This window comes from Maritimibacter sp., from assembly GCF_016774595.1.
In the GTDB taxonomy this organism is placed as follows: domain Bacteria; phylum Pseudomonadota; class Alphaproteobacteria; order Rhodobacterales; family Rhodobacteraceae; genus Maritimibacter; species Maritimibacter alkaliphilus.
In genome coordinates this window covers 2,017,675-2,042,968 of record NZ_JACBWT010000001.1, presented here as the reverse complement: position 1 = coordinate 2,042,968, position 25,294 = coordinate 2,017,675, and the positions used below count along the sequence as shown (strand labels likewise).

The 25,294-nt window shown below is 62.8% G+C and carries 24 protein-coding genes; 18 read left to right on the top strand and 6 right to left on the bottom strand.

Annotation, left to right across the window (positions count from 1 at the left end; translation table 11 throughout):
* The 4 genes from HOY44_RS10305 to HOY44_RS10290 all read right to left on the bottom strand — a co-directional run bounded on the left by HOY44_RS10305 (nucleotide 1) and on the right by HOY44_RS10290 (nucleotide 5,334).
* Complete coding sequence (locus HOY44_RS10305; RefSeq protein ID WP_008332390.1) at nucleotides 1-987, bottom strand: TRAP transporter substrate-binding protein; 987 nt, start codon at nucleotides 985-987, stop codon at nucleotides 1-3.
* Between the two features lie 210 nt (nucleotides 988-1,197).
* The gene (gene ligM / locus HOY44_RS10300; protein WP_138422275.1) at nucleotides 1,198-2,604 is read right to left on the bottom strand and encodes a vanillate/3-O-methylgallate O-demethylase; all 1,407 of its coding nucleotides are present in this window, start codon (nucleotides 2,602-2,604) and stop codon (nucleotides 1,198-1,200) included.
* A gap of 113 nt (nucleotides 2,605-2,717) precedes the next feature.
* The gene (locus HOY44_RS10295) at nucleotides 2,718-3,443 is read right to left on the bottom strand and encodes a GntR family transcriptional regulator (protein ID WP_287434613.1); all 726 of its coding nucleotides are present in this window, start codon (nucleotides 3,441-3,443) and stop codon (nucleotides 2,718-2,720) included.
* A gap of 64 nt (nucleotides 3,444-3,507) precedes the next feature.
* Nucleotides 3,508-5,334 carry a feruloyl-CoA synthase gene (locus HOY44_RS10290; RefSeq protein WP_287434612.1) on the bottom strand — a complete coding sequence of 609 codons (1,827 nt, stop codon included), beginning with the start codon at nucleotides 5,332-5,334 and terminating at the stop codon, nucleotides 3,508-3,510.
* A gap of 112 nt (nucleotides 5,335-5,446) precedes the next feature.
* Between HOY44_RS10290 and HOY44_RS10285 the strand changes: the two genes are divergently transcribed.
* The 13 genes from HOY44_RS10285 (at nucleotide 5,447) to HOY44_RS10225 (ending at nucleotide 17,081) form a co-directional block, all read left to right on the top strand.
* Complete coding sequence (locus HOY44_RS10285) at nucleotides 5,447-6,229, top strand: crotonase/enoyl-CoA hydratase family protein (protein WP_008332379.1); 783 nt, start codon at nucleotides 5,447-5,449, stop codon at nucleotides 6,227-6,229.
* Entirely contained in the window at nucleotides 6,229-6,702 is a 474-nt protein-coding gene (locus HOY44_RS10280) for a MarR family winged helix-turn-helix transcriptional regulator (RefSeq protein ID WP_008332377.1), read from the top strand. The genes HOY44_RS10285 and HOY44_RS10280 overlap by 1 nt, the downstream gene beginning before the upstream one ends.
* Complete coding sequence (locus HOY44_RS10275) at nucleotides 6,693-7,580, top strand: 4-hydroxyphenyl-beta-ketoacyl-CoA hydrolase (protein WP_008332376.1); 888 nt, start codon at nucleotides 6,693-6,695, stop codon at nucleotides 7,578-7,580. Before HOY44_RS10280 ends, HOY44_RS10275 begins: the two co-directional genes overlap by 10 nt.
* 26 nt (nucleotides 7,581-7,606) lie before the next feature.
* Nucleotides 7,607-8,695 carry a TRAP transporter substrate-binding protein DctP gene (gene dctP, locus HOY44_RS10270; RefSeq protein ID WP_008332374.1) on the top strand — a complete coding sequence of 363 codons (1,089 nt, stop codon included), beginning with the start codon at nucleotides 7,607-7,609 and terminating at the stop codon, nucleotides 8,693-8,695.
* Nucleotides 8,696-8,758: 63 nt separating this feature from the next.
* Nucleotides 8,759-9,277 carry a TRAP transporter small permease gene (locus HOY44_RS10265; protein ID WP_138422278.1) on the top strand — a complete coding sequence of 173 codons (519 nt, stop codon included), beginning with the start codon at nucleotides 8,759-8,761 and terminating at the stop codon, nucleotides 9,275-9,277.
* Nucleotides 9,274-10,572, top strand: coding sequence for a TRAP transporter large permease (locus tag HOY44_RS10260; protein WP_287434611.1), 1,299 nt, complete (start codon nucleotides 9,274-9,276; stop codon nucleotides 10,570-10,572). Before HOY44_RS10265 ends, HOY44_RS10260 begins: the two co-directional genes overlap by 4 nt.
* Before the next feature lie 179 nt (nucleotides 10,573-10,751).
* Nucleotides 10,752-12,011, top strand: a complete 1,260-nt coding sequence (locus tag HOY44_RS10255; RefSeq protein WP_287434750.1) for an imelysin family protein — start codon at nucleotides 10,752-10,754, stop codon at nucleotides 12,009-12,011.
* A gap of 13 nt (nucleotides 12,012-12,024) precedes the next feature.
* On the top strand, nucleotides 12,025-12,291 hold the full coding sequence (locus HOY44_RS10250; RefSeq protein ID WP_138422279.1) for a (2Fe-2S)-binding protein: 267 nt from the start codon (nucleotides 12,025-12,027) through the stop codon (nucleotides 12,289-12,291).
* On the top strand, nucleotides 12,266-12,751 hold the full coding sequence (gene bfr / locus HOY44_RS10245) for a bacterioferritin (RefSeq protein WP_138422280.1): 486 nt from the start codon (nucleotides 12,266-12,268) through the stop codon (nucleotides 12,749-12,751). The genes HOY44_RS10250 and bfr overlap by 26 nt, the downstream gene beginning before the upstream one ends.
* A 16-nt stretch (nucleotides 12,752-12,767) precedes the next feature.
* Complete coding sequence (locus HOY44_RS10240) at nucleotides 12,768-14,261, top strand: di-heme oxidoreductase family protein (protein ID WP_502710694.1); 1,494 nt, start codon at nucleotides 12,768-12,770, stop codon at nucleotides 14,259-14,261.
* A complete protein-coding gene (locus tag HOY44_RS10235; RefSeq protein WP_353806627.1) occupies nucleotides 14,258-15,235 on the top strand; it encodes an imelysin family protein in 978 nt (325 codons plus the stop codon). The genes HOY44_RS10240 and HOY44_RS10235 overlap by 4 nt, the downstream gene beginning before the upstream one ends.
* Nucleotide 15,236: 1 nt before the next feature.
* On the top strand, nucleotides 15,237-16,298 hold the full coding sequence (locus HOY44_RS10230; RefSeq protein WP_287434610.1) for a DUF1513 domain-containing protein: 1,062 nt from the start codon (nucleotides 15,237-15,239) through the stop codon (nucleotides 16,296-16,298).
* Between the two features lie 66 nt (nucleotides 16,299-16,364).
* Entirely contained in the window at nucleotides 16,365-17,081 is a 717-nt protein-coding gene (locus HOY44_RS10225; protein ID WP_287434609.1) for a hypothetical protein, read from the top strand.
* 6 nt (nucleotides 17,082-17,087) lie between these two features.
* Here HOY44_RS10225 and HOY44_RS10220 read toward each other — a convergent pair whose 3' ends face one another.
* Both HOY44_RS10220 and HOY44_RS10215 read right to left on the bottom strand, forming a co-directional pair.
* Nucleotides 17,088-18,440: an aminotransferase class III-fold pyridoxal phosphate-dependent enzyme gene (locus HOY44_RS10220; protein WP_287434608.1), complete on the bottom strand. Its 1,353-nt coding sequence runs from the start codon at nucleotides 18,438-18,440 to the stop codon at nucleotides 17,088-17,090.
* Between the two features lie 41 nt (nucleotides 18,441-18,481).
* On the bottom strand, nucleotides 18,482-19,267 hold the full coding sequence (locus HOY44_RS10215; RefSeq protein ID WP_287434607.1) for an IclR family transcriptional regulator: 786 nt from the start codon (nucleotides 19,265-19,267) through the stop codon (nucleotides 18,482-18,484).
* A 129-nt stretch (nucleotides 19,268-19,396) separates the two neighbouring features.
* On the opposite strand from HOY44_RS10215, the gene HOY44_RS10210 reads away from it, so the two are divergent.
* The 5 genes from HOY44_RS10210 to HOY44_RS10190 are packed head-to-tail and all read left to right on the top strand — an operon-like array spanning nucleotide 19,397 to nucleotide 25,186.
* Nucleotides 19,397-20,332 (top strand): tripartite tricarboxylate transporter substrate binding protein, encoded by a 936-nt coding sequence (locus HOY44_RS10210; RefSeq protein ID WP_287434606.1) that lies wholly within the window; start codon nucleotides 19,397-19,399, stop codon nucleotides 20,330-20,332.
* 54 nt (nucleotides 20,333-20,386) lie between these two features.
* On the top strand, nucleotides 20,387-20,929 hold the full coding sequence (locus HOY44_RS10205) for a tripartite tricarboxylate transporter TctB family protein (RefSeq protein WP_287434605.1): 543 nt from the start codon (nucleotides 20,387-20,389) through the stop codon (nucleotides 20,927-20,929).
* Between the two features lie 7 nt (nucleotides 20,930-20,936).
* Nucleotides 20,937-22,460 (top strand): tripartite tricarboxylate transporter permease, encoded by a 1,524-nt coding sequence (locus HOY44_RS10200; RefSeq protein WP_287434604.1) that lies wholly within the window; start codon nucleotides 20,937-20,939, stop codon nucleotides 22,458-22,460.
* Nucleotides 22,461-22,469: 9 nt separating this feature from the next.
* Nucleotides 22,470-23,954 carry an aldehyde dehydrogenase gene (locus tag HOY44_RS10195; RefSeq protein WP_287434603.1) on the top strand — a complete coding sequence of 495 codons (1,485 nt, stop codon included), beginning with the start codon at nucleotides 22,470-22,472 and terminating at the stop codon, nucleotides 23,952-23,954.
* Nucleotides 23,951-25,186, top strand: a complete 1,236-nt coding sequence (locus tag HOY44_RS10190; protein WP_287434602.1) for a Tm-1-like ATP-binding domain-containing protein — start codon at nucleotides 23,951-23,953, stop codon at nucleotides 25,184-25,186. The genes HOY44_RS10195 and HOY44_RS10190 overlap by 4 nt, the downstream gene beginning before the upstream one ends.
* Nucleotides 25,187-25,294 lie beyond the last annotated feature (108 nt).

Sequence of the window (25,294 nt, the reverse complement as noted above, 5' to 3'; positions counted from 1 at the left end):
TTACATGCCCTGCATGGTCTTGAGCACGTCCTCGCCGCCCACTTCACCGACGACTTTTTCGCGGATCGGGTAGGTCAGCTCTTCGAAGGCGGCGCGCTCGTCGTCCGACAGCGTGTAGACGGTGTTGTCACCCGCGGCTTCGAGGCTTTCGATCACGCTCGCGGCGCGGGCGTTCCAGCCCTCTTCCGCCGACTGCGACAGCTTGCGGCCGATGATCGAGTCCATGGCTTCCTTCATCTCGGCGGGCAGCCCTTCGTACTTCGCCTTGTTCATGACGACGTAGAACGAGATGTGGCCGAGCGGCGCATTGAGTGTGTAGCTGTTCGCCACTTCGTCGAGCTTGAAGTCGCCGACGGCGGAGGCGCCGGTGATGACACCGTCGATCAGGCCGGTCTGGAGCGAGTTGTAGATTTCGCCAGCGGGCATCTGGACGGGCGTCGCGCCAAGGGCTTCGACGGCGGCCGCCGCAGCGGAACCCGACACGCGGATCTTGAGACCCTGAAGGTCGGCAGGCGTGCGAACGTCGACGTCTTTCATGATGAAGATGTTCGGTTCCGACAGCCACAGGGCGAGCGGAACGGTGCCCGGAAACTCGCCGTCGAGCTGCCCGGCCTCATAGGCGTTCCACAACATGTCGTAGCCGGTCATGCCTTCGGGCAGAGCGCCCGGCAGTTCTGACACCATGGTCAGCGGGAATTGAGACGAGGTATAGCCCTGAAGCCCCCACACGATGTCGGCCACGCCCTGAACGACGCGGACGTATTGTTCGAGCGGACCGGCGCCAAGCTCGCCACCGGGGTAGACTTCGATCTCAAGACCGGAGCCTTCGACGGCGGCCTGAAGCGGTTCGATGGTGGAAGCGGTGAGGGTGTGCGCGGGCGGAACCCAGTGCGCAAACTTTACGGTTTCGGCAAGGGCCGGAGCCATGCCTGCCACCGTGACGGCCGCGGCTGCGGCGGCAGTACGGAAAATGTTTCCTTGGATCATCTGTAGTCCTCCCAGTCAGATGTCGCGCCCGAATTCGGGCTATAGAGGTGGCCGCACGGTATGGGAGCCGTGGGGCCGGTCAAGTCACATTCAGCTTTGTCCCATAAGGTTTGTCTATTCTTCCCCGATGATTACCGCTTGAACAAGGCATCTCGGGGTTGTCTGCGGCGGGATGACCCATCCCGCCGCAGGAAAGCCTGGCCAGACCGATCAGGTCTTGGTGCGCCAGCTGTCGGCGTAGTTGGTGCGCGCTTCCGTCGAATACGGCGTCGGCGACACGCGAACGCGGATCGTGGTCTGCTCATGCGGCTCGACCGAGGTCTTCTTGGACCCGCCGTCGGGCTCGCCCCAGACCATTTCAAGCACATCGCCGACTTCGACCGACTGGTCCACGACGCCCAACGACAGCAGGCAGCGTTCGTTGAACGAGTAGCCGTTGAACATCGACATGCCGACCATCTTGTCGCCCTGCATGACCTTGTCCGCGGTGGACGAGGCGTAGTTGGGCTGCGGGAAGTCGATCCACTTGTAGTTCTTCTCGCCCGGCGCGAAGTTCGAAGCGATGACCTTCATCACGTCTTCCGCGTTCCACTCGAAGGTGACTTTCTTGCGGTTGGACGAGGCGCCTTTCATCTTGGTCAGGGCGTCCTTGCCGATGAAGTCGTCTTTCTTCCAGCCGATGTAGAAGCCGTAGCCGAGTTCGAACGGGTTCACGTAGTAGTCTTCGATGTTGTCGGAGACATAAGACCCGCCGATGGAGCCTGCGGCCTCATACGACTGTTCGGTCAGCCACTCGCGGTAGTCCTTCATCATGCCGTCGCCGGTGTAGATGCCGGGCAGCGGCGAGGGGATCCAGCCGGATTCGACGGTGTTCGTCGAATAGGCGCGCGAGCCCACGAAATGCATCTCGACACCGACCTTTTTGGCGGCCTCGGCGATGGTCGACTGGATGTAGGACTTGTCCGCGTAGGGGCCCCAGATTTCCAGACCGGGCGCACCGGCCATACCGTGACGCAGGGCCTGCACCTTGCGCGACCCGATGTTGATCGTGTCGACGTGGAAGAACTTGATCTCAGGCACCGGACCGCCGTTGATCTCTTCGAAGATCTTGTCGGCGTCGGGGCCCTGAATCTGGAAACGGTAGTGCGTGCGGTAGATCGCCTTGCCGTCCGGACGCGAATCCGAGCGCGGGTCGTGCGAAACCTTGACGTTCCACTTGCCGATCGCGGCCTGGAACATGATCCAGTTCGAGGTCGGGGCGCGGCCCACGGTCACGTACTTGTTTTCGTCCAGACGGAAGATGATGTGGTCGCCGATCACGTGGCCCGCCGGGGTCACGGGCACGAAGTGCTTCGCGCGGCCCATGTCGAAGTTGCCGAAGTCGTTGATACCGACGTGGGCGAGGAACGCCTGCGCGTCCGGGCCTTCGACGGTCACTTCGTCCATGTGGTGCGATTGGTCGTAAAGAACGACCGAGTCACGCCATGCCATCTGTTCCGAACGCCAGTTCGTGAACTCCGGGGCGACGCCCGGGTAGATGTACATGCCGATTTTGGAATTGCGCAGGTGCGTGACGATGTCCGTCTCCTGCATGATTTGCTCAAGGCTCTTCGCCATGATGACCTCCCTACCATCAGAATGTATACATGGAACGACGATTGACGCGATTTTGCAAGCAAAATCCGGCGAACTGCGCTGAATCGGCCCCAGAATGTATGCGCGGGCGGGTCTTAATCGACGATCAGAGCGAGCGCCGGATTGCCTTCGCCCGGCGCAAGTGCCTTTTCTTCAAGGTTTCTTCGGGCAATCAGCGCGTGTTCCCGCGCAAGCGCCTCGGCCCGTGCGCCTTCCCGCCGTTCGATCGCTTCGATCATGGCGTGGTGGTGCGCCTGAGCGATCACGATGGACTGAGTCATCGTCTGTGATTCGCGGCGACGGAAGACGAAAGCCGAGGGTGAGGCGAAGGGAAGCGATTTGACCCGCTGCAATTCGGACCGGACGATACCCGACGGGCACAGATCCGCGATATCGTCGTGGAATTGCTCGTTCAGACCCGAATAGGCCTCAAGGTCCGGCGGATCGCCGGCAGCACTGAAACCCGCGTCGATCTGTGCGATCAAACCCTTGATATGCTGAATTTTTTCCGGCGGAACACCGGCCTCGGCCGCCAGCCGGAGCGCGGTGCCTTCCAGCACGCCGCGCAGTTCGATGGCGTCGAGGACATCGGCATAGGTGAAGGACCGCACGACGAATCCGCCGCCCCGCGCGCGCTCCAACAGGCCCTCTTCGGCAAGACGGCTCATGGCTTCGCGCACGGGCGTGCGGGATATTTCCAGTTCTTCCGCGAGGGCGACCTCGTAAAGCCGCGTTCCGCCCGGCAACTCGCCCTTCACGATCCGCTGACGCAGATCGTAAGCTGCCCGTTTCGCATGTGTGCTGCCGCGCGTTTCAGCCATCTACCGCTCCCATGTATACACCGAAATGTATACAATTGGCGCGGCAAGGCAAAGACAATCGACGTCAGCGCCCCGAACGGATGACCTCGGGCCCCTCTTCGTAAAGCCGGGCGACCAGATCGGCGCGTTCGCGCAGGACGGCGCGTTGATTGACCGACCCCTTGTCGGTCACTTCGCCCTTGTCGAGGTCGAGAGGCTCCACCAGCACCATGGCGATGGGCACCCGCATCGACGAACCTGTCGCCTTCGCGTTGTAGGCGGCGAGCCGTTCGGCGACTGCGTCGCGCAGCGCCGGATGGGTGAACAGATTGGCATCGCTCATCTCGGCCCCACCCGGCACAAGCGCTGCGATGGCGGGACGGAATGGCACGAGAAGGGCACCCAGCTTTTCCTCGCCGTCGCCGGTCAACACGACATCGCGGGCAAGGCCGCCCAGCGCATCGGTCAGTTTCGCGCGCACGGCACCGACCGACACCCATGTCCCGGTCTGGAGTTTGAAGTTCTCCGCCACGCGCCCGTCGAAGAAGAACCCTTTGGACGGATCGCCCGGCGCGGCGAACCTCAGCGCGTCCCCCAGCATATAGAAGCCGTCGTCGTCGAAGGCCTCGGCGGTCATTTTCTCGTTCCGCCAGTAGCCGGGCGTCACGTTCGGGCCTTTCACGCGAACCTCAAGCTTGCCCTCGTTCGGAACCAGCTTGATGGTGATGTCTTTCGCGGGAACGCCGATATTGCCCGGACTTGCCTGAGGCTCGGTCTGGAACAGGACGAACGGCGCCGTTTCCGTGGCGCCGAGCCCGGTGGCGAGCAATATTTCCTCGCCGGTCGTACGAACCGCCATCGCTTTCAGGTCGTCCCACGTATGCTGGGCCATCGCCGCCCCGGCGTAATACATCAGTTTCATGTCGCGGAAGAAGGCATCGGCGAATGTCGGGTCGCGCTCCATCTCGTGCAGGATCATCTCGAACCCGGCGGGCACGTTGAAATACCAGTTCGTCGAGACGTCGCGAAGATTTCGGATCGTCTCGCCGATCATGTCCTTGGTGGGCCGTCCCGCGTCGATATGGAACGTGCCACCGTTGTGCAGCACGATATTGAACATCAGGTTGCCTGCCGCGACGTGGTTCCAAGGAGCCCAGTCGAGGACGATGGGGGGCTCGTCCCGCAGGTAGGCGTAGCAATCCGTCACCTGTTCGATGTTCGCGCAAAGCATACGCTGGGTCTGGATGACCGCCTTCGGGCTGCCGGTGGTGCCGGAGGTGAACAGGAACTTCGCGACGGTATCGGGCGTGACCGCCGCATTCGCCACATCGACGGCCTCGGTCACCGGCGTGTTGACCAGACTGCTCCACGACCATTCGTTGCCCGTCTTCGCGATGATCGTCAGTTCGGGAAAGACGTTCGCAATCGCCGGCTCGAATGGTGCGAAATCATCGACGAAGACCGCGCCGGGCGTGATCTGATCCCGAACGCCTTTGAGTTTGCCGTGGTCCGTCGACACCAGAGAATAGGCGGGGGCGATGGCCGCAGAGGGCACGCCGACATACTGCGCGCCAAGCGCCATCAGCGCGTGGGCGACCGAGTTACCCGACAGAATGACAAGCGGCCTATCCGTCGACAGGCCGAGATCGAGAAGCGCCTGCCCGATCGACCGGACCTGAGCGCGCGCTTCGGCATAAGTCAGCCCGGTCCACTCCGCCTCACCGACGCCCCGTTCCACCATCCAAAGACGGTCCGGCGCGACATCCGCCCAATGATCCAGTCGGTCCGTGATCTTGTCGGGGTAGTCGCCCAACGGCGCGGTCTGACGCACCAAGATCGTGCCATCGTCCGATTCTTCCCACGCGATGTCCGGTTGCCAGAGTTTGACAGGGCGCAGCTTTGCCTTCGTCATTCATTCCTCCCTTGCGTCCCTCCCGACGCGTTACAAAATTTAGTTTACGCGGAAACTAAATCCGTGGATAGTGGTTTCAACGCGACTCGAAAAGTCGGTTGGGAGGACATCGTTGGACCTGAAATACCTCACCTACGAGCTGCGGGGGAACGTGGCGCTCGTCGGCCTGAACCGGCCCGAAAAGCGTAACGCGATTTCCGATGCCTTCGTCGAAGAGCTCGCGCTGATCGTGCGCAAGGCGGAAGCCGAGGCCAAAGCGGCGGTGATTCACGGGCATGGCACCCATTTCTGCGCGGGCCTCGATCTGGCCGAGCACGTGAAAAAGACACCCTTCGAGGGCGTTCATGGATCGCGCCGCTGGCACGAGGTGTTCGGCTGGATTCAAAAGGGAAAACTGCCATGGTTCGCCGCACTTCACGGCGCCGTCGTGGGCGGTGGTCTGGAACTGGCCTCGTCCGTTCACGTGCGGGTTGCCGACAAGTCGGCTTTTTTCGCTCTGCCCGAGGGCCAGCGCGGCATTTTCGTCGGCGGCGGGGCGTCGGTCCGGTCCGCGCGCCTTATGGGACTGGCTCGAATGACTGACATGATGCTGACGGGGCGCGCGGTCGATGCCGACACCGCTGAACGCTGGAACATCGTTCAGTATGTCGTGCCCGAAGGCGAGGCTTTGGAGAAGGCGATCGCGCTGGCCTCGCACGCGGCCACCAATGCGGAAATCTCGAACTACGCGATCATCAATGCCTTGCCCCGCATTCAGGATATGGCCTCGGACGATGGCCTGTTCGTCGAAAGCTTCATCGCCTCTTTCACGGCGACGAGCCCGGAAGCGGAAGAGCGGCTGAACGCATTCTTGAACAAGAAAGCGGGCAAGGTCGCGGTGACAAAGGACGACTGATGCGGGACGCGATGGAACAGGAAGCCGAAGACGCACCGATCCGGATGGGCGCCATCACGGATTCGCTCGGTTTCCTTATCCGTCTGGCCCAGATCAAGGCGTTCGACAACTTCTTCGAGAATCTGGGCGACCATGGGCTGAAACCGGGCGAGTTCACGGTGCTCTGGGTGATCGGTCTGAACCCCGGACTGCGGCAGGGCAGTATCGCGAACACGCTTCGGATCAAGCCGGCGCATATGACCAAACTCACGGCGCGGCTGGTCCAGCGCGGGCTCGTCACGCGCAAGACGCCGAAGTCGGACCGGCGGGCTGTGCGGCTTTATTTGACCGAGGAGGGAAGCGGTTTCGTCGAAGCGCACCGCGAGAACTTCCTTTCGTTCAACTTCACCGAAAAAGACAACCTGAGCCAGGAAGAGGCGGATCAACTGACCTCGCTGCTCAAGAAATTCACAGGACTGAACGCATGCCACTGAACGTCGACGAACTCGTCGCCATCGACATCCACACCCACGCGGAAGAGCCGTGCAAACACGGCGAAACCCGTGACGACGGGTACATGGAGTTTCAGGCCGGGATGGCCAAGTATTTCGGCAACCCCGCCGGGGCCGACGGGATGCTTCCGTCGCCGGGCCAGACCGCCGCATACTTCCGCGAGCGCAAGATCGGCGCCGTCATCTTTCCGGTCGATACCGAGCGCGAGACCGGCTTCCACCGCTATTCGAACGAAGAAGTGGCCGAGATCTGCGCCGAGAACGACGACATCCTGATCCCGTTTGCCTCCATCGACCCGTGGAAGGGCAAGATGGCCGCGCGGGAGGCGCGTCGGCTTATCCGTGATTTCGGTGTGCGGGGGTTCAAGTTTCACCCGACGATGCAGGGCTTCTGGCCCAATGATCGCATGGCCTATCCTTTCTACGAAGTGCTGGAAGAAGAAGGCGTCATCACCCTGTTTCACACCGGGCAGACGGGGGTCGGTTCGGGGATGCGAGGCGGCATGGGGATGCGGCTGAAATACTCGCACCCGATGTCCATCGACGACGTGGCGGTGGATTTCCCCGACCTCAAGATCATCATGGCCCACCCGTCCTTCCCGTGGCAGGAAGAGGCGCTGGCCGTCGCCCAGCACAAGCCGAACGTCTACATCGACCTGTCCGGCTGGTCCCCGAAGTATTTCCCGGAAATTCTGGTGAAATACGCGAATTCGATGCTGAAGAAAAAGATGCTCTTCGGTTCCGACTGGCCCGCGATCACGCCGGACCGTTGGCTGGCCGATTTCGAGAAAGCTCCATTCAAGGATGAGGTACGTCCGCTCATCCTCAAGGAAAACGCGAAGCGTCTTCTGAACCTTTAGGACGTCTGATTGGGAGGAGAACCACAATGAAGACTTGGAATGTAACGGGTGCGGCCCTTGCCGCTGCCCTCGCCTTCGCGGTACCGGCGCAGGCCGAAACCGTCGTCGCCGCCCCGGCCGCCCCTCCGGCGCACCCGGCGGCCTATATGTACGGCAAGTTCGCCGAGTTCCTCGCCGAGGAAACCGGCGGCGAAATGACCGCGAACGTCATCGGGCCGGAAGTCGTTTCGCTGCCCCAGATGAAGGATGCGCTTCAGACCGGGCTTGCCGGCGTCGGCAACTCGCTCCCGCTCTATTTCGCGGCTGACTTCCCGCAAACCGGCGTGGCGGGCGACCTTGCCCTTGCCGGGCGCAATCCGCACGCGATGGGTTGGGCGATGACCGAGTGGGTCGTGAACTGCGCGCCCTGTCAGGAAGAATACAAGGCTTTCGGCGGCGTGTTCCTGGGTTCCGGGTCGTCTGACGTCTACGTGCTGATGACCACCAAGCCGGTCAACACCATCGAAGACCTTCAGGGCCTTCGCCTGCGTTCGGGCGGTGCACCGTATTCGCGCTGGGCCGAAAACTTCGGCGCGACCCCGGTGAACCTGCCGGTCGGCCAGACCTTCGAAGCCCTGAGCCAGGGCACCATCGACGGCACCATGGCGTCTATCGCGGACATGCTGTCATACCGTCTCGTCGACGTGGCGACCAACGTGCTGCGCGTGCCGCTGGGCACTTATCACGTGACGTCCAACTTCACCGTCGCCGCAGATGTCTGGGCGGATATGTCGGTGGAACAGCGGACCCAGTTCGCCAAAGCCGCCAACCGCGCCGACCCGCAGTTGACCGACCGCTGGGGTTACCAGATGCCGGGTGAAGCCAACGCCGCCGTTGCGGAGGCCGGGATCGAAGACACCGAACCGTCGGAAGAGTTCCTCGCGGCATCGAACGGTTTCGCCGAACAGGACGTGCAGTCGCGCATCGACAGCAACCCGCTGGCCGCCGACTTCGCGGCTCTGATCGAGAAGTGGGACGGGATCGTGGCCGAAGTGGGTGAAGACCCCGAAGCTCTCGCCGCCCGCGCCTGGGACGAGATCTGGTCCAAGGTCGACTTTGAAACCTACGGCATGTGATGTCGACGCCCCGGCCCTGTTCATGGGCCGGGGCACCCCAACCACTCATCTCAGGGTCGCACTATGGGAAAGCTGGTCGCCATCGCGCGGATGATTGCCCGAACGATGGGGTATATCGGCGCATTCGCCGTCGTCGCCATGATGCTCCACATCTCGCTCGACGTCGTTCTGCGCAACCTGTTCCGCATCTCCATGAACACCGTGCCTGAAATCGTGGCGCGGTATTACATGACGGCGCTTGCGTTCCTGCCGCTCGGCTGGCTGGAGCTTCGCCGACAGATGATCTCGGTCGAACTGATCGACTTCGCGCTGTCCGAACGGGTCCGGCAATATTCCGACGCACTCGTCATGGTCGTTGCGTCGGTGATCTATGGCTTTCTCGCCTGGACCAACTGGGACAAAGCCCTTTCCGAAACGCGGGTCGGCACGCTCGTCGAGATCGCGACCTACAAGATGCCGGTCTGGCATTCGTTCTACTTCGCGCCGATCGGGTTCACGCTTGCGACCGTCATCACCGCCTTGCTGGCGATCGGCTATCTGAACCCGACACTTGCCGCGCAACTGGATGAGGCCACCGAATGAGCGTCGAAACCGGCATTTATGGCGTCATCGCGCTCGCCATCCTGCTTGTCCTGCGTCTGCCCGTCGCGCTTGCCCTGATCCTCGTGTCCTTTTCGGGTATCTGGGCGATGATCGGGCTGAAACCCGCGCTCGGCATCCTCGAGAACACGCCCTACAGCTTCGTCGCAAGCTGGACGATGAGCGCGGTTCCCATGTTCCTCTTGATGGGCTTCGTCGCGTTCCACACCGGCCTGACGGCGGGGTTGTTCGATGCGGCGAAGGTGTTCCTCGCCCGATTGCCCGGCGGTCTGGCGATCTCGTCCATCTTCGCCTGTTCCGGCTTCGCCGCCCTCTCCGGTTCCTCGCTCGCCACGGCAGCGGCCATGGGGCGCATCGCGATCCCGGAAATGGTCAAGGCGGGCTATCGACCGTCTATCGCGTCCGGGTCCATCGCGGCGGGTGGCACCATCGGGGCGCTGATCCCGCCATCGATCCTGATGATCATCTACGGCATCATCGCCGAAACCTCGGTCACCAAGGTCTTTCTTGGCGGGATCAGCATCGGGATCGCGACTGCAATCGCCTATACGCTCGTGATCCTTGTCATCAGCCTGACCCGGCCTGACGTCATCCCCCGTCGCGCCGAAGTGGACGAAGGCGAGGGTGCGCGCGTGTTCCTGTCGCTCCTCCCCGTTCTGGTTCTCATCCTGATCGTGTTCGGCGGGCTTTTCAGCGGGTTGTTCACGGCCACCGAGGCCGGGGCCATCGGCGCGCTCGGCACCTTCGTCGTCGCGGGCGCGACCGGAAAGCTCACCCGCAAAGCGATTTCGCGGTCCCTGATCGAAACGGTGACCACCACCGGATCGCTGCTCATCATCGGGTTCGCGGCAACGATGTTCACGCGGTTCCTTGGCCTGTCCGGTCTGCAAAGCTTCATCGCGCAGGCCGTCGCGGGGGCCGACATCACCTATGTCGGTCTGATGTTCATCATCGTCCTGATCTACCTCGCGCTGGGCACGTTCATGGAGCCGTTCGGCGCGATGTTGGTCACGTTGCCGGTGTTCCTGCCCGTGCTCGAGGCCCAGCACATCGACCTTGTCTGGTTCGGGGTGCTGGTGGTGAAACTGCTTGAGATCGGGATGATTACGCCCCCTGTCGGGTTGAACGTGTTCGTCATCAAAAACGTAGCGAGCAAATACGTCAGCGTCGTGCAGGTGTTCAAAGGGGTGATTCCCTTTCTGCTGTCCGACATCCTCGTGGTCGCGCTGGTGATCGCCTTCCCGGCGCTCGTTCTGTTCCTGCCAGACTTGTTCTGACGCCATAGGCCATGAAATACGCATCTGGGCGGTCCGCTGGGCCGCCCTTTTTCGATTCTGATTGGAACCATTCCAAATTCCCGATCACTTTACTCGGGCATTCCTTGACTTATCCGACCAAATCAATCAGCTATTCGGCCAAGCACCAGAATTACGAAGTGACCAAAGGGACTGATATGATGAAACGCGCGACACTTACGGCGGCTGGCCTGATCCTCGGCACCGTTCCGGCTTTTGCGGCAACCAAGGGCGAAGTGCTCACGACCTACGCCGATATCGCACACGCGGGCTACGAAGACAGCCTGACCACCGCACAGGCGTTGAACGATGCCGTCGAGGCGCTGATCGCCAGCCCGTCCGAAGACACGCTCGCTGCGGCACGCGCGGCATGGGTCGCGGCGCGCGAGCCCTATCAGCAGACCGAGGTCTACCGTTTCGGCAACCCGATCGTCGACGATTGGGAAGGCAAGGTGAACGCGTGGCCGCTGGACGAGGGCCTGATCGATTATGTCGACGAAAGCTATGGCGGCGCCACCGACGAAAACCCCTTCGCGGCGGTGAACGTGATCGCGAACCCAGAGCTCACCATCGCCGGGCAGGAGGTCGACGCCTCGTCCATCACGCCTGAACTGATCGCGGACACGCTGAACGAAGCCGACGGGATCGAATCGAATGTCGCGCGTGGCTACCACGCCATCGAATTCCTGCTCTGGGGTCAGGATCTGAACGGCACCGACGCCGGCGCGGGCGACCGCCCCTATACCGATTTCGCTCAGGGCGACGACTGCACGGGCGGCAACTGCGACCGCCGCGTCGATTATCTCGAAGCGTCGATGGACCTGCTCATTTCCGACCTCGAAGAAATGGTCGCGGCATGGGGTCAGGGCGGCGAAGCCCGCGAAGCCGTGATGGCGAACGAAGACGCCGGGATCATCGCGATCCTGACCGGCATGGGCTCTCTCTCCTACGGTGAACAGGCCGGTGAGCGTATGCGCCTTGGCCTGATGCTGAACGACCCGGAAGAAGAGCATGACTGTTTCTCGGACAACACCCACCGGTCGCATTACAACGACGGCCTTGGTGTGCAGAACGTCTACCTCGGGTCCTACACCCGCGTGGACGGATCGGTCGTCGAAGGGCCGTCGCTGTCCGATCTGGTGGCCGAGGCCAACGCCGATCTCGACACCGAGATGAAGGAAAAGCTGGACACCACCATGACCGCCATGACGGCGATTTCGGACGCGGCCGAAAACGGTATGGCCGTGGATCAGATGCTCGCCCCCGGCAATGAAGAAGGCGAAAAGCTGATGATGGACGCAATCGACGGCCTCATCGACCAGACCGCGACGATCGAACGTATCGTGGCCGATCTGGGCCTCGAGGCGATCGAGTTCGAAGGCTCCGACAGCCTCGACAACCCCAACGCGGTCTTTCAGTAAGGCGCTGCGCGGTATGATCGTCTGTCACTGCCAGAACATCTCGGATCGCGACATCCACGCCGCAATCGACTGGATGCGCGCCGCGGATGAACGGACGATCATCACACCTGGGCGCATCTACCATGCGCTCGGGAAATCCGCGGATTGCGGTGGCTGCATGTCGCTCTTCGTTGCGACGATGCGTCAAAGTGATAGCCTCCATGTACCTTTAAGCCTGCGCAATCTGCGCGGGCACCCGGCAGAGGAGAAGCGCCATGAAGGGCAGCGAGAAAGTTATTGAATACCTCAATTCGGCGCTTCGGCACGAATTGACTGCGGTCAGCCAGTATTGGCTGCACTATCGTCTTCAGGATGACTGGGGGCTCAAGCACATGGCGGCCAAGAGCCGCGAAGAAAGCATCGAAGAGATGCAGCACGCCGACAAGCTGATCGAGCGGATCATCTTTCTGGAAGGGCATCCGAACCTTCAGAAACTCGACCCGCTCCGGATCGGGGAAACACCGCGCGAGACGCTCGACTGCGACCTTGCGGCAGAGTATTCGGCGGCCAAACTGTACCGAGAAGCGCGCGATGTCTGCCGGGACGAGAACGACTATGTGAGCATGAAGTTGTTCGAGGACCTGCTTGCCGATGAAGAGGGCCACATTGACTTCCTTGAAACCCAGATCGACCTCTACGAACGGATCGGGGCCGAAAACTACGCGCATCTCAACGCCGCCAAGATGGATAGCGAAGAGTAGCCTTGCCGCTTTTCTGATCGCCGCCGGGCCAGCCGTCGGGTTCGACCTGACGAAGCTTGGCGACGAGCATCTGCACGTCGTGCCACGCACGCAAGAAGAAGCGGCGCGGATCGCCAAGGTGACCGCGCTGACAACCGATTTTTCGGCGCCCGAGCAATTCGAAGAACGTCCGGCCGGTGCCGCCACCGTGCGGGCGCGCGACAATGCCGACGCCTTCAGCCAGCCCTCGGCCAATATCGGCTTCGAGGGCGAGTTGGAGTTCAAGGTCGGCAACGGCCTTTTCCGAAAGATCTGGGTCACGGCACCCTCGTCGACCGAGGCGTCCGATGGTCTCGGCCCGCTCTACAACGCCAGGGGATGCCAGAACTGCCACATCAAGGACGGGCGCGGGCATCTGCCAGAAGGGCCCGACGACAATGCGGTTTCGTTCTTCCTTCGCGTGTCTATTCCGGCCGAAGTCGCGTTGAATATGCAGGAGGTCGAGGATTTCATCGGGGCCACCGAAGAACCCAACTATGGCGGCCAGATACAGGATTTCGGCACCTCCGGCCTGCCCGCCGAAGCGCAGGTCTCGATCAACTATGAGGATATTCCGGTCGAGCTGGCCGGGGGCGAAATCGTCACCCTTCGCAGCCCGACCTACGAACTGACGGACCTTGGTTATGGTCCCCTGCACGCGGATGCGATGCTGTCGCCGCGACTGACGCCGCAGATGATCGGTCTCGGTCTGCTCGAGGCGATACCCGCGCAGGACATCCTCGCCCATGCCGACGAGGCGGACGAGGATGGGGATGGAATATCGGGTCGCCCGAACCTCGTCTGGTCGATCGAACATGAAAAGATCATGCTCGGACGATTCGGACTCAAGGCCGGCACCCCGACGATCCGGCACCAGAGCGCAGCCGCCTTTTCCGGCGACATCGGAATTTCGACACCGTTGTTTCCGAACGCCTGGGGCGAATGCACCGACAACCAGACCGACTGCGTGGGGGCGGCCCACGGCGATGACGATGCACAGGGCGGGTTCGAAGTCGACGACACCGGACTGGACCTCGTCACCTTCTACGCCCGGAATCTTGCGGTGCCCGCCCGGCGCGGATCGGACGATCCCGATGTTCTGCGCGGCAAACAGGTGTTCTACGACGCGGGTTGCACCGCCTGCCACACCCCCAAATTCGTGACCCACCGCCTAACAGATCAGCCCGCCCAGAGTTTCCAACTCATCTGGCCCTATTCAGACATGCTCTTGCACGACATGGGGGATGGGCTGGCCGACAACCGGCCCGAGGGGCGTGCGACCGGCAATGAATGGCGCACCGCACCGCTTTGGGGGATCGGCTTGACGAAGCTCGTGTCGGGCCACGAAAACTATCTGCATGATGGACGTGCGCGCACCCTGATGGAAGCGATCCTCTGGCATGGCGGGGAAGCGCAGGCCGCCCGTGACGCCATCGTCGCGCGACCGAAGCCGGATCGGGACGCCCTTGTAAAATTTCTGGAGTCGCTGTGAGACACTTGATCTACGCCGCCGCCTTGATCGCCACGCCCGCCGTCGCGGGCGTCGAAGAGGCCGTGAACGATTACATCCTTCCACATCTCGCCGCCTTCACCGAGGCCGCCGAGGTGCTGGACGACGCCGCGCAGGAAACTTGCGAGGCCGAGGGGCTTGTCGGACCATACAACGCCGCGTTCGACGCTTGGATGGCGGTCGCCGACGTGCGGCTGGGGCCAAGCGAACAGGGCGCCCTGTCCCTGTCTTTCTGGCCTGACAAACGCGGCTTCACCGAGAGAACGCTCGCGGACCTGATCTCGAACAAAGACCCGGTGGCCGAAGATCAGGCGGCGTTCGAGGAGATTTCCATTGCGGCACGCGGATTCTTCGCCTTGGAGCGGATGCTCTACGACAGTCAGTTCAACGACTATGCCGAGGGCGATTACGCCTGCACGCTGGTCCGGGCGCTGACGCGCGACGTGGTGGATCAGGCGACTGCGCTTCAAGCGCGATGGACCGATTTCGCGCCGCTCCTCCTCGACCCGGGAAGCGCGGGCAACACGACCTACCTCGACGAAGCCGAGGCCCAGCGCGCGATCTATACGCAGATCCTTTCAGCCCTCGAATTCACGAAAGACACGCGGCTTGGGCGACCGCTGGGTGAGGTCGCCCGCGCTCGACCGACGCGCGCCGAAGCCTGGCGGTCCGGGCGTAGCCTCACTCAATCCGTGCTGGCGACCGAAGCGGCGGTCGGGCTGGCCGAGGCTCTGGCCGACTGGGAACTCCCCGAAACCCGTGCGGCGCTCGACGCCGTTCGCGAGCAGGCCGAAACCATCACCGACCCGTCTTTTCAGAACATCGGCGATCTCATGAAGCGTCTGGATGTCGAGATTCTTCAGCAGAAAGTCGATGCGGTCGAGAACGCGGTCGAGGTCGAAGTCGGCACCCGGTACGGGATCACGCCCGGCTTCAATTCGTCGGACGGAGACTGACATGACGAACAGACGCGCGTTTCTGGGCGGGCTGATCGCAGCCGCCGGTGCGCCGCGACTGGGATGGTCGGCCGTTGGCTCGCCGTCTTTCATCGCCGCAGCGAGGGAACCCAACGGAACCTACGCGATCCACGGGATCGACGCGGGCGGACGCGAAACATTCTCGATTCCACTGCCCGCACGCGGCCATGCGGCCTGCGGGCATCCGACGCGGGCGGAAGCGATCGGGTTCGCGCGTCGCCCCGGACGTTTCGCGCTTGTGATCGACTGCGCAACAGGCGTCGTCCTGCGTAATCTCGAACCGCCAGCGGACCGTCATTTCAACGGGCATGGCGTTTACTCCAAGGATGGATCGACGCTGTTCACCTCCGAGCAGGAGATCGTTGGAAGCGCGGGCCATGTCGGGATCTGGGATACCGACAGCTACACGCGCCTCGGCAGCTTCCCGACGACCGGGCTTGGCCCGCACGAGATACGGCTTATGCCGGATGGTGCCCGGCTCGTGGTCGCGAATGGCGGGATCGAAACCGATGACCGGGAAAAGATGAACATCGACCGGATGGAGCCGAGCCTCGTCTACACGGACTTGTCGGGCCGCGTGCTCGACAAACTGATCCTCGACCCGGACCTCCACCAAAACTCGATCCGCCACCTTGCGATCCGCCCCGACGGTCTGGTGGCCTTCGCGATGCAATGGCAGGGCGAAGAGGGCGCGGCGATGCCCCTGCTTGGGCTGCACCGGATGACGGAAGCACCGATCTTGGCGAGCGCCCCGCTGGACGAACAGTTGCTGATGCAGGGTTATGCGGGCAGCATCGCCTTCGCGGGAAATGGTGGCGAGGTCGCCATCACCTCGCCGCGCGGCGGTCGCCTTCATCGGTTCACACCCGACGGCGATTTCATCGCGTCATTTGCGCGAAGCGACGTCTGCGGACTTGCCGCGTTGGGCGACGGGTATCTGGCGTCGGACGGGCTTGGCGGCCTGATCGCCCTCGACCATGCCGGGCCACGCGCCCTGAACCGAACGCCCTCGTCTTGGGACAATCATCTGATCGCGATCTGATCGCGCGGCCAAATGCTTGGTAATTCGCCACTTACCCCTTAGGCTCCGGGTCGAAAGGGGGTTCGGGTGGCACAGGCATTCACGATCATTTCTGCCAGATTTCCCCGTGACCTTTCCGCGACCGACGACACGAGCGTCGGGCCGGAGGGCGCGGACTTTGCCCTTGCCGGGTCCGAGGTGGCGTGGAACGAGGCAGGCCTGCCCTCTCGCAACCGGACCATTCGGACATGGATCGCGCTGTGGCCGGATCGCGATGCCGGACGACGATTTCTGAAGCGGCGGGTCGAAAACATTCCCCTGCTGACGCAGGCGGAAGAGTGGTGGAGCGGGCTTTTGCTGCCCTACCAAAGCCACGGCGACCTGAACTGGCACCCTGACGGCAAGGCGGTATCGGTGTTTCATGATCTCGGCCCGCGACCGAAGTCGTCCCGGCCCGTCTTCGTCCTTACGACACTGGGGATCGGCAATCCCGGCGAAGGCATGATCGCCTTCGGCAAGGGGACGCGCGCGGTAAGGCAGGCCTTTTCCGACCTGCCGTCCGTAATCCTCGAACAGCAGTTGCTGCCCGACGATCAACGTCTGGATGCGCCGACCCTTTCGCTCTGGGAAAACGAGGGCGCCGTGATTTCGGCCGCCTACCGCAGCGAACCCCATCGCTCGGCCATGAAGGTCGCGGACCACCCCGATCTTGCCCGAGGGTCGTTCACGCGCATGACCCTTCTTTGGGCCGAGGGAAGCTGGGAAGGGGTCAACCTGCGCGAGAAAGGCGCGGTCGGCGGCTGACCCGGATCAGATCGCGGCAAATCCCTTGTGGAGAGCGTCGAGAATCGTGCGGGCTTCCGTTTCGCTCAGGATAAGCGAGGGGGACAGGATCACGTTGTTGCCCGAAACCCGGACCATCGCCCCGCTTTCATATGTCACGCGGTGCAGCTTGCCGATGGCCTGCTTGTCGATGGGCGTCTTAGTGGCGCGGTCCGAGACCAGTTCCAGCGCGAGCATCAGGCCATGTCCCCCGCGCACATCGCCGATAACGTCGTATTCGTCCTGCAAGGCCTTCAGGCCGGCGAAAAGCTGGTCGCCCCGCGCTGCCGCGTTGTCTTTGACGTTTAGCCGGACGGTTTCGCCTAGGCAGGCGATCGCCGCCGCCGCACCGACCGGGTGACCGGAATAGGTGTATCCCGACCCGATGGCCCCCTTGCCGGTGGTGTCGTTCTCGAACACGTCCGACACCTTGTCCGAGATCATGACGGCGCCAAACGGAAAGTAGCCGTTCGTAATCGCCTTGGCCGTGCACATCAGGTCCGGTTGCACGCCCCAATGGCGGCTTCCCGACCAGTCGCCGGTGCGGCCAAAAGCGGTGATGACCTCGTCCGCGATCAACAGAATGCCGTGCTTGTCGCAGATCTCGCGAACCCCCGGCATGAAGCTCTCGTGCGGCGGGATGACCCCGCCCGCGCCCAACACCGGCTCCATGATGAAGGCCGCGATGGTCGAAGCGTCCTGAAACTTGATCTCGTCCTCGATCGCGGCGAGGCAGAGTTGCGCGAGCTTCGCGGGATCCGTCTCGTTGAACGGGTTGCGATAGGTGTAGGGTGCAGGCACGTGGAAGCAGCCCGGCATCAAGGGCTCGTACTGCGTTCGGAAATTGGCGTTGCCGTTGACCGATGCCCCCAGCGTATGCGTGCCGTGATAGCCCTTTTTCAAAGACAGATATTTCACCCGGCCCGCTTCGCCGCGCACCTTGTGGTACTGGCGCGCCAGTCGCAGCGCCACTTCGACTGAATCCGACCCGCCGGAGGTGTAGAATGCGCGCGTCAGCCCGTCGGGCGCGAAGAAATCCGCAAGCATCTCGCCCAGTTCGATGACCTGATCGTTCGATGTGCCGCGAAAGATCGAATAATAGGGCAGGCGGTCCAACTGGGCCGCGATGGCATCCTTCACCGGCTGGCAAGAGAACCCGAGGTTCACGTTCCACAGGCCGCCGACGGCATCGACCGTGGTGTGGCCGTCCACATCGGTGATGGTGACGCCTTCGCCACCCACGATGATGTCGGGCGGGTTGGCGATGCTCTCGGCCGGATGCGCCATCGGGTGCCAGATCGCACGAGCGTTGCGTTCTTTGAGGAAATTCGCGTCTTTCATGGTCCGGTCCTCTGTCGTCACGGGTTTTTGGAAAGCCTGCCTCAGGCGGCGGACTGCCATTTGTCGGCGTGTTCGGGCGGCAGGTCGCCACCGAGCTGATGGGTGATCCTGACCATCCCATCACGCAGGGCTTCGCGGATCTCGGCCCGTTTTTCGTCGGTGTCGCGCACTGCGGGCAACGCGATGGACACCGCGCCGACGACCTTGCCGCCGACGCCGAACAGGGGGGCGCCTTGCGAACAGACTTCGCTGTCGAATGTCCGGTCCTGCGATGCGGTGCCGGTGCGTCGCACCTCGTCCAGAACCGACCGAAGCTCGTCTGCCGTCGTGATCGTCCCGTCCGCGTATTTGGTCAGGGGTCGCTTCAGAACGCTTCGGGTCACGTCCTCATCCGCGAAGGCAAGAACGGCGAGTCCCGATGACGTGGCGTGCAAAGGCAGGATCTCTGATTCGTCGAAGGCCACCTGCGTGCCATGGGTCATCGGGTCGAAATGCAGCGCGGGGGACAGGACATCGCCCTGCAACAGCGAGACGTGAGTGAGCTCTCCCACCTGTCTCGCGATGTCCTCGACGATAGGGCGCAGGACGGATCTCAGCGGATGGGTCGCTTCGCGCACCCCGGACAAACGCAGGATCGCAGGGCCGAGGCGATAGGCCCGCGTGACCGGATTCTGTTCGAGAAAACCGTTTTCCATCAACTCGGTAAGGTGGCGATGCACGGTCGCCTTATCCCGGTTCACAAGGCGCACGAACTCGGTTAGCCCGATCTCGGGTTTCTGCTTTGCGAAGAAATTCAGCAGGTCCAGCGCTTTGGTAATCGTTCCCATCTGCGGGCCGGTCGTCCGATCGTTGCGAGTGCAATTTTTTCGTCTCGACGTTGACAGAAAAGATTCGAAGCTGCAAGAATAAATGCTACCAGTGGTTCAAATAATGAACCCAACCAACGGGAGCCAGACATGAAGACAGTCCTTGCAAGCGCCGTGGCACTCGCCGCCGCAGCCCTGCCGATGGCCGCGCAGGCCGAGTATCCTGAAAAGCCGGTCGAGTTCGTCGTGCCGTTTCCGCCCGGTGACCTCGAAGACGTCCTGACCCGCATGATCGCGCACGAATTTCAGGCCACCTATGGCGTTCCGGCCGCGGTCGTGAACAAGCCGGGTGGCGGCGGTGGGCCGTTCCCAGGTGCCGCCGAAGTCGCCAGTGCTCCGGCGGACGGCTACACCATCGGATCGTTCGTCATCGCCGTGCCGATCGTCGGGCCCGAGGTGGGTATCCCGGCGCTGAACCCGAACCCGTTCGATCCTCTCGGCATCTTTCTGACCTATCCCTTCGTGATCGCGGCCTCCGGCGATGCACCCTATGGTTCGGTCGACGAACTCGCGACCTATGCGCAGGACAACGACGTCGTTCTGGGCCACTTCGGTGCCCCGCTCGTCCCGACGCAGGTGACGCTGGCCCTCGCCAAGGAAAAGGGGTTCTCGTTCGCCTCGGACGCGGCGTTCGACGCGCTGGACTGCAACACGCTGGCCTCGGGTGATGCTGACGTCATCAACACGACGCTGCAACTTATCCTGCCCTGTCTCGACGACGTGAAGGTTCTTGCCTCTATCGGTGCGGAACGCATCCCGCTGACGCCCGACGCCCCGACAGTCGGTGAGGTCGCCCCGGCGCTCGACGTGTCGCTGTGGAACGGTCTGTTCGTTCACAAGGACACGCCCGCAGACGTGCGCGAAAAGATCGTCGCCGTGGCTCAGAAGGTCGTCACCTCCGACGCCGCCAAACAGCTGGCCGAGGATACGGGCGCCCTGATCTATTGGCAGAACGCCGAGGAATCGGCGGCCCAGATCGAGGCGGATACCGAAACGCTCGGCACCATCTCGTCCATGCTCGAGTAACGCCATCAACGCGCGCCCCGGACACATCGGGGCGCGTCCTTCACGAGGCAGGACATGGCACGAAGCAAGACGTTTCAGGATCTGTTCAAACGCTACCGGCGGCCGGGCGATTTCATCATTTCGCTTGTCTCGTTCCTGTTCGGTCTGGCCCTCCTTGCCGCATTGCCGAGCCAGACGACATGGGTCGACGGTCAGCCGCTTTTCGGCCAACCGGCATTCTGGCCCACGGTGGCGGTCTGGGCGATGGTCGTCTTTTCCGGCCTTCACCTTCTGGGCGCGATGCTGTCCGAACGCATCCGGGGCCGAACCGAAGAGGTGATCTATTGGCTGCGGTCCATCGAGTTCGCGATCTGGTTCATCGCCTATGTGCTGATCGTGCCGCGCCTTGGATACCTGCCCTCGACGCTTATATTCACGAACCTCCTGGTTTTTCGTCTGGGATATCGACAGGCACGCTGGTTCGCCTTTGCAACCCTGTTCTCAATCGCGGTCGTCGTGATCTTCAAGGGCCTGTTGCATGTGAAAATCCCATCGGGCGAGATCTATTCGCTTCTGCCATCGGGCAAGTTCCGACTTTTCGTGATGATCTGGCTGTGAGGGCGGCATGAGCGATTTTCTATCCGGTCTGACTCTGCTCGCCGATCCGGCGGTCGTCTTTGCACTGTTCATCGGGTCCATCGGCGGTGTCGTGATCGGTGCCATTCCGGGTGTCGGTGCGGCGGTCGCCATAGCGATCCTGCTGCCTGCCACTTTCGCGCTCGAACCTCTGGTCGGTCTGACTATGCTGCTCGGAATCTACGGGTCGTCGATGTATGGCGGCTCCCTCCCCGCCATCCTCATCAACACCCCCGGCACGGCGGTCAACGCGCTGACCACCTATGACGGACACCCGATGACCCGGCGGGGCGAGGCGCTGCGAGCTTTGGGTCTGGCCTATGGGGCGAGTTTCGTGGGCGGCATCCTGTCCATCGCCGCTCTGATCCTGCTGTCGCCGGTGCTGGCCAAGGTCGCGCCGCTTTTCGGCAGCCGTGAAATCTTTCTCGCGGCCCTGCTCGGTATCGTCCTCGTGGTCATCGCGCATCGTGGCCAGACGCTCGTCGCGGGATCGCTCGCGGCCTTCGGCATCCTCATCAATACGATCGGGCTGGAGCCTGTGCGTTACACCCAGCGGTTCACCTTCGGGCAGGACTGGCTGTCGTCCGGTGTCGACCTGATCGTCGTGGTTCTGGGCCTCTTCGCGCTCAGTCAGGCCTTTGTGCTGCTCACCGACCCGGAACGCGCGCCCATCACGCAACGTGTCCAAGGCAACATGTTCACCGCGATGCTCGGCGTATTCCGGCACAAACGGGTCGCCGGGGCAGGGTCGTTCTTCGGCGTGCTCATGGGCATGATCCCCGGCGTCGGGGAGTTCACGGCGCAGTTCCTGACCTACACATACGCCCAGAAGACCTCTAAAGACCCCGACGCCTTCGGTAACGGCAGCCCCGAGGGCCTCGTCGCCTCGGAATCGGCCAACAACGCCGTGCCCGCCGCCGCGATGATCCCCCTGCTCGCGCTGGGCATCCCGGGCGAGGCGCTGACGGCGATGATGCTGTCGGTGTTCTACGTCCACAACGTCGTTCCGGGTCCGGGACTGTTCCAGAACAGCATGGACTTCGTATATGCGCTCTATATCGCGATGATCCTGCTTAACGTGATCGTCGTGGTGTTCATGCTGTTCGCCTCGAACTGGCTGATCCGCATCATCCGCGTGCCCACCCGTTTTCTGGGCGTGATGATCCTGACCCTGTCATTCGTCGGGGTCTATTCGCTGCGCAATTCGGTGATCGACTGCGCCTTGGCGGCTGGCTTCGGCATCATCGGCCTCGTGCTCAAACGAATGAACCTACCGGTGGTGCCCATCGTTCTCGGCATGGTGCTTGGCGGGATCATGGAGGTCAAACTGCGCGCCGCGATGGCACGGGTGAAGACGCCGCTCGACTTCGTGGATCGCCCCATCGCCGCGCTTCTCGCCATCGCAATCGTCCTGCTGATCGTCGGTCATGTCTGGGGTCTGTTTCGCGAGAAACGCCGCGCGGTACCGGAAAACGAACACGACCACGACATCCATGACAGCCAGACGCGGTAAGGGGGTTTCATGCTCGATCAAGCACGCATCGACACCTTGGCAGCACAAGATGTGCGCCCCGGTGCGCATATCATAGACGGCGAGCGGCGCGGCGCGTCCGATGGTGGCGAAATGGATGTGATTTCGCCCCTCAACGGCAAGGTTCTGACCACCATCCCGCGCGGGACGCGTGAGGACGCCGACCGCGCAATCGCCTCCGCTCGTCGTGCGTTCGAAGACGGCCGCTGGGCCGATCTTCCACCCGCAGCCCGCAAGCGGACGCTCCTCAAATGGGCCGATCTGATCGAGGCGAACGCACTGGAACTCGCGGTTCTGGGCGTGCGTGACAACGGGACCGAAATCGGAATGGCGTTCAAGGCCGAGCCGTTGTCGGCGGTCGCGACGATCCGCTACTACGCCGAGGCGATCGACAAGCTCTATGGCGAGATCGCCCCGACCGACCCCTCTGTCCTCGCCCTCGTGCACCGCGCCGCGGTCGGGGTCGTCGGCGCCATCGTCCCGTGGAACTTCCCGCTGATGATCGGCGCGTGGAAAGTCGCGCCCGCACTGGCCGCCGGAAACTCGGTCGTCCTGAAACCCGCCGAGACCGCTTCACTCACGCTTCTTCGCATCGCGGAGCTGGCGCTCGACGCCGGTCTCCCGCCCGGCGTGTTCAACGTGGTCACGGGCGAAGGCGCTGTTGTGGGTGAGGCGATGGGGCTGTCGATGGACGTCGACGTGCTCGTCTTCACCGGGTCCGGTCCGGTGGGCAGGCGGCTTCTGGAGTATTCTGCGAAGTCCAATCTGAAACGCGTGTACCTCGAACTCGGCGGGAAGTCCCCGAACATCGTTTTCGCAGACGCCCCGGACCTGACCGAGGCGGTCAAGGTTTCGGCCAACGGCATTTTCCGCAATGCCGGGCAAGTCTGCGTTGCCGGGTCGAGACTGCTGGTCGAGCGTGCGATCCACGACGAATTCGTCTCTAAACTGGCCGAATTCGTGAAAACGATGTCGGTCGGCAACCCGCTTGATCTCTCGACCAGCGCGGGGGCGGTCAATTCCCTGCGCCAACTCGATCAGAACCTTCGTTTCGTGGATGAGGCACGGTCGGCCGGGCGTGTCGTCATCGGCGGGGCGCGCATCCTCGAAGAGACGGGGGGCTACTTCATGGAGCCGACCATCGTCACCGGCGTCGACCCCAGCGATCCGATCGCCCAGAACGAGGTGTTCGGACCCGTCGTTGCCGTCATCCCGTTCGACAGCGAGGACGAGGCGGTCAGGATCGCCAACGGCACGGACTACGGCCTTGCCGCAGCGGTCTGGACCCGCGATCTCTCCCGCGCACACCGGATGATCCGGGCGATCAGGGCAGGGGTCGTTCACGTCAACACATACGGCGGACCCGACGTGACCGTGCCGATCGGGGGCGTGAAGCAATCCGGAAACGGGCATGACAAATCGCTCCATGCCTTCGACAAGTACCTCGACCTGAAAACCGCGTGGATCAAGCTATGACCGACCGCACGATCCTGATCGTCGGGACCTACGACACCAAGGACGACGAACTGAACTACATCGCCGGGGTGATCCGGGGGCAGGGCGGAGCGGTGGTCACGATGGACGTGTCCGTGCTTGGCGACCCGACCGAACCGACGGATTATTCCAAGCATGATGTGGCCGAGGCGGGCGGCAGTTCCATTCAGGCCGCCATCGACAGCGGCGACGAAAACACGGCGATGCAGATCATGGCGCAGGGTGCATCGACGCTCGTGTCCCGCCTGTTTGCCGATGGACGCTTCGACGGCCTTCTGGTGCTTGGGGGTACAATGGGCACGGACCTTGCCCTCGATGTCTGTAACGCGGTGCCGCTTGGCGTTCCCAAGTACATCGTTTCGACCGTCTCGTTTTCACCCCTGATCCCGGCCGAGCGTTTGCCGGCCGATGTGCAGATGATCCTCTGGGCCGGGGGGCTTTACGGGCTCAATGCCGTCTGCAAAGCGTCCCTCTCCCAAGCCGCAGGGGCCGTTCTGGGGGCGGCTCGCGCCGTGGAAAAGCCGGATACGAAACGCCCGCTTATCGGCATGACGAGCTTCGGCAAATCCTTCCTGTCCTACATGGTCGCGCTGAAACCGGCACTGGAATCCCGTGGTTTCGATGTCGCGGTGTTCCACGCGACGGGGATGGGGGGCCGGGCGTTCGAAAGCCTTGCCGCCCAAGGCGCGTTCGCCTGCGTTATGGATTTCGCCACGCAGGAGGTCGGGAATTACATCAACGGGTCCGCCATCCACGCAGGCGAATCGCGCCTGACCGCCGCTGGACGCGCGGGCATACCGCAGATCGTGTCGTCCGGCTGCTACGACCTCGTGGATCTGGCGGGGTGGCAGCCGATGCCCGGAGCTTTGCAGGGCCTGCCGTCCCATGCCCACAACCGTCTTTTGACGTCTGTCGTTCTGGATGCACCCCGCCGCCGCGATGTGGCGCGAGCTTTGGCCGAACGATTGGCAGGCGCCAAGGGCGAGACGGTGTTCATCCTGCCCACGCAAGGATGCCACGCCCTGGACCGGCCGGGGGCCGATCTGTGCGATCCCGACGGACTTGCCGCTTTCGTGGATGAACTGACGAAAGTCTGCCCGGACAACGTGACGCTCAAGGCTCTGGACGCCCACATCAATGACGATGCCTTCGTCGATACGGTGCTGGCGACCTTCGACGACTGGCTGGCCCGGGGCATCGTGCCCCGCCCCTGATGGTCGCGTCTGTCGGACTGGTCCCGAAGTGGTGCCGCTGAAGGGCGTTGAAGTCCTATATCTTGGGGTTCCAAGGTATGTCACTCTAAGACAAGTCTGACCCAAAAC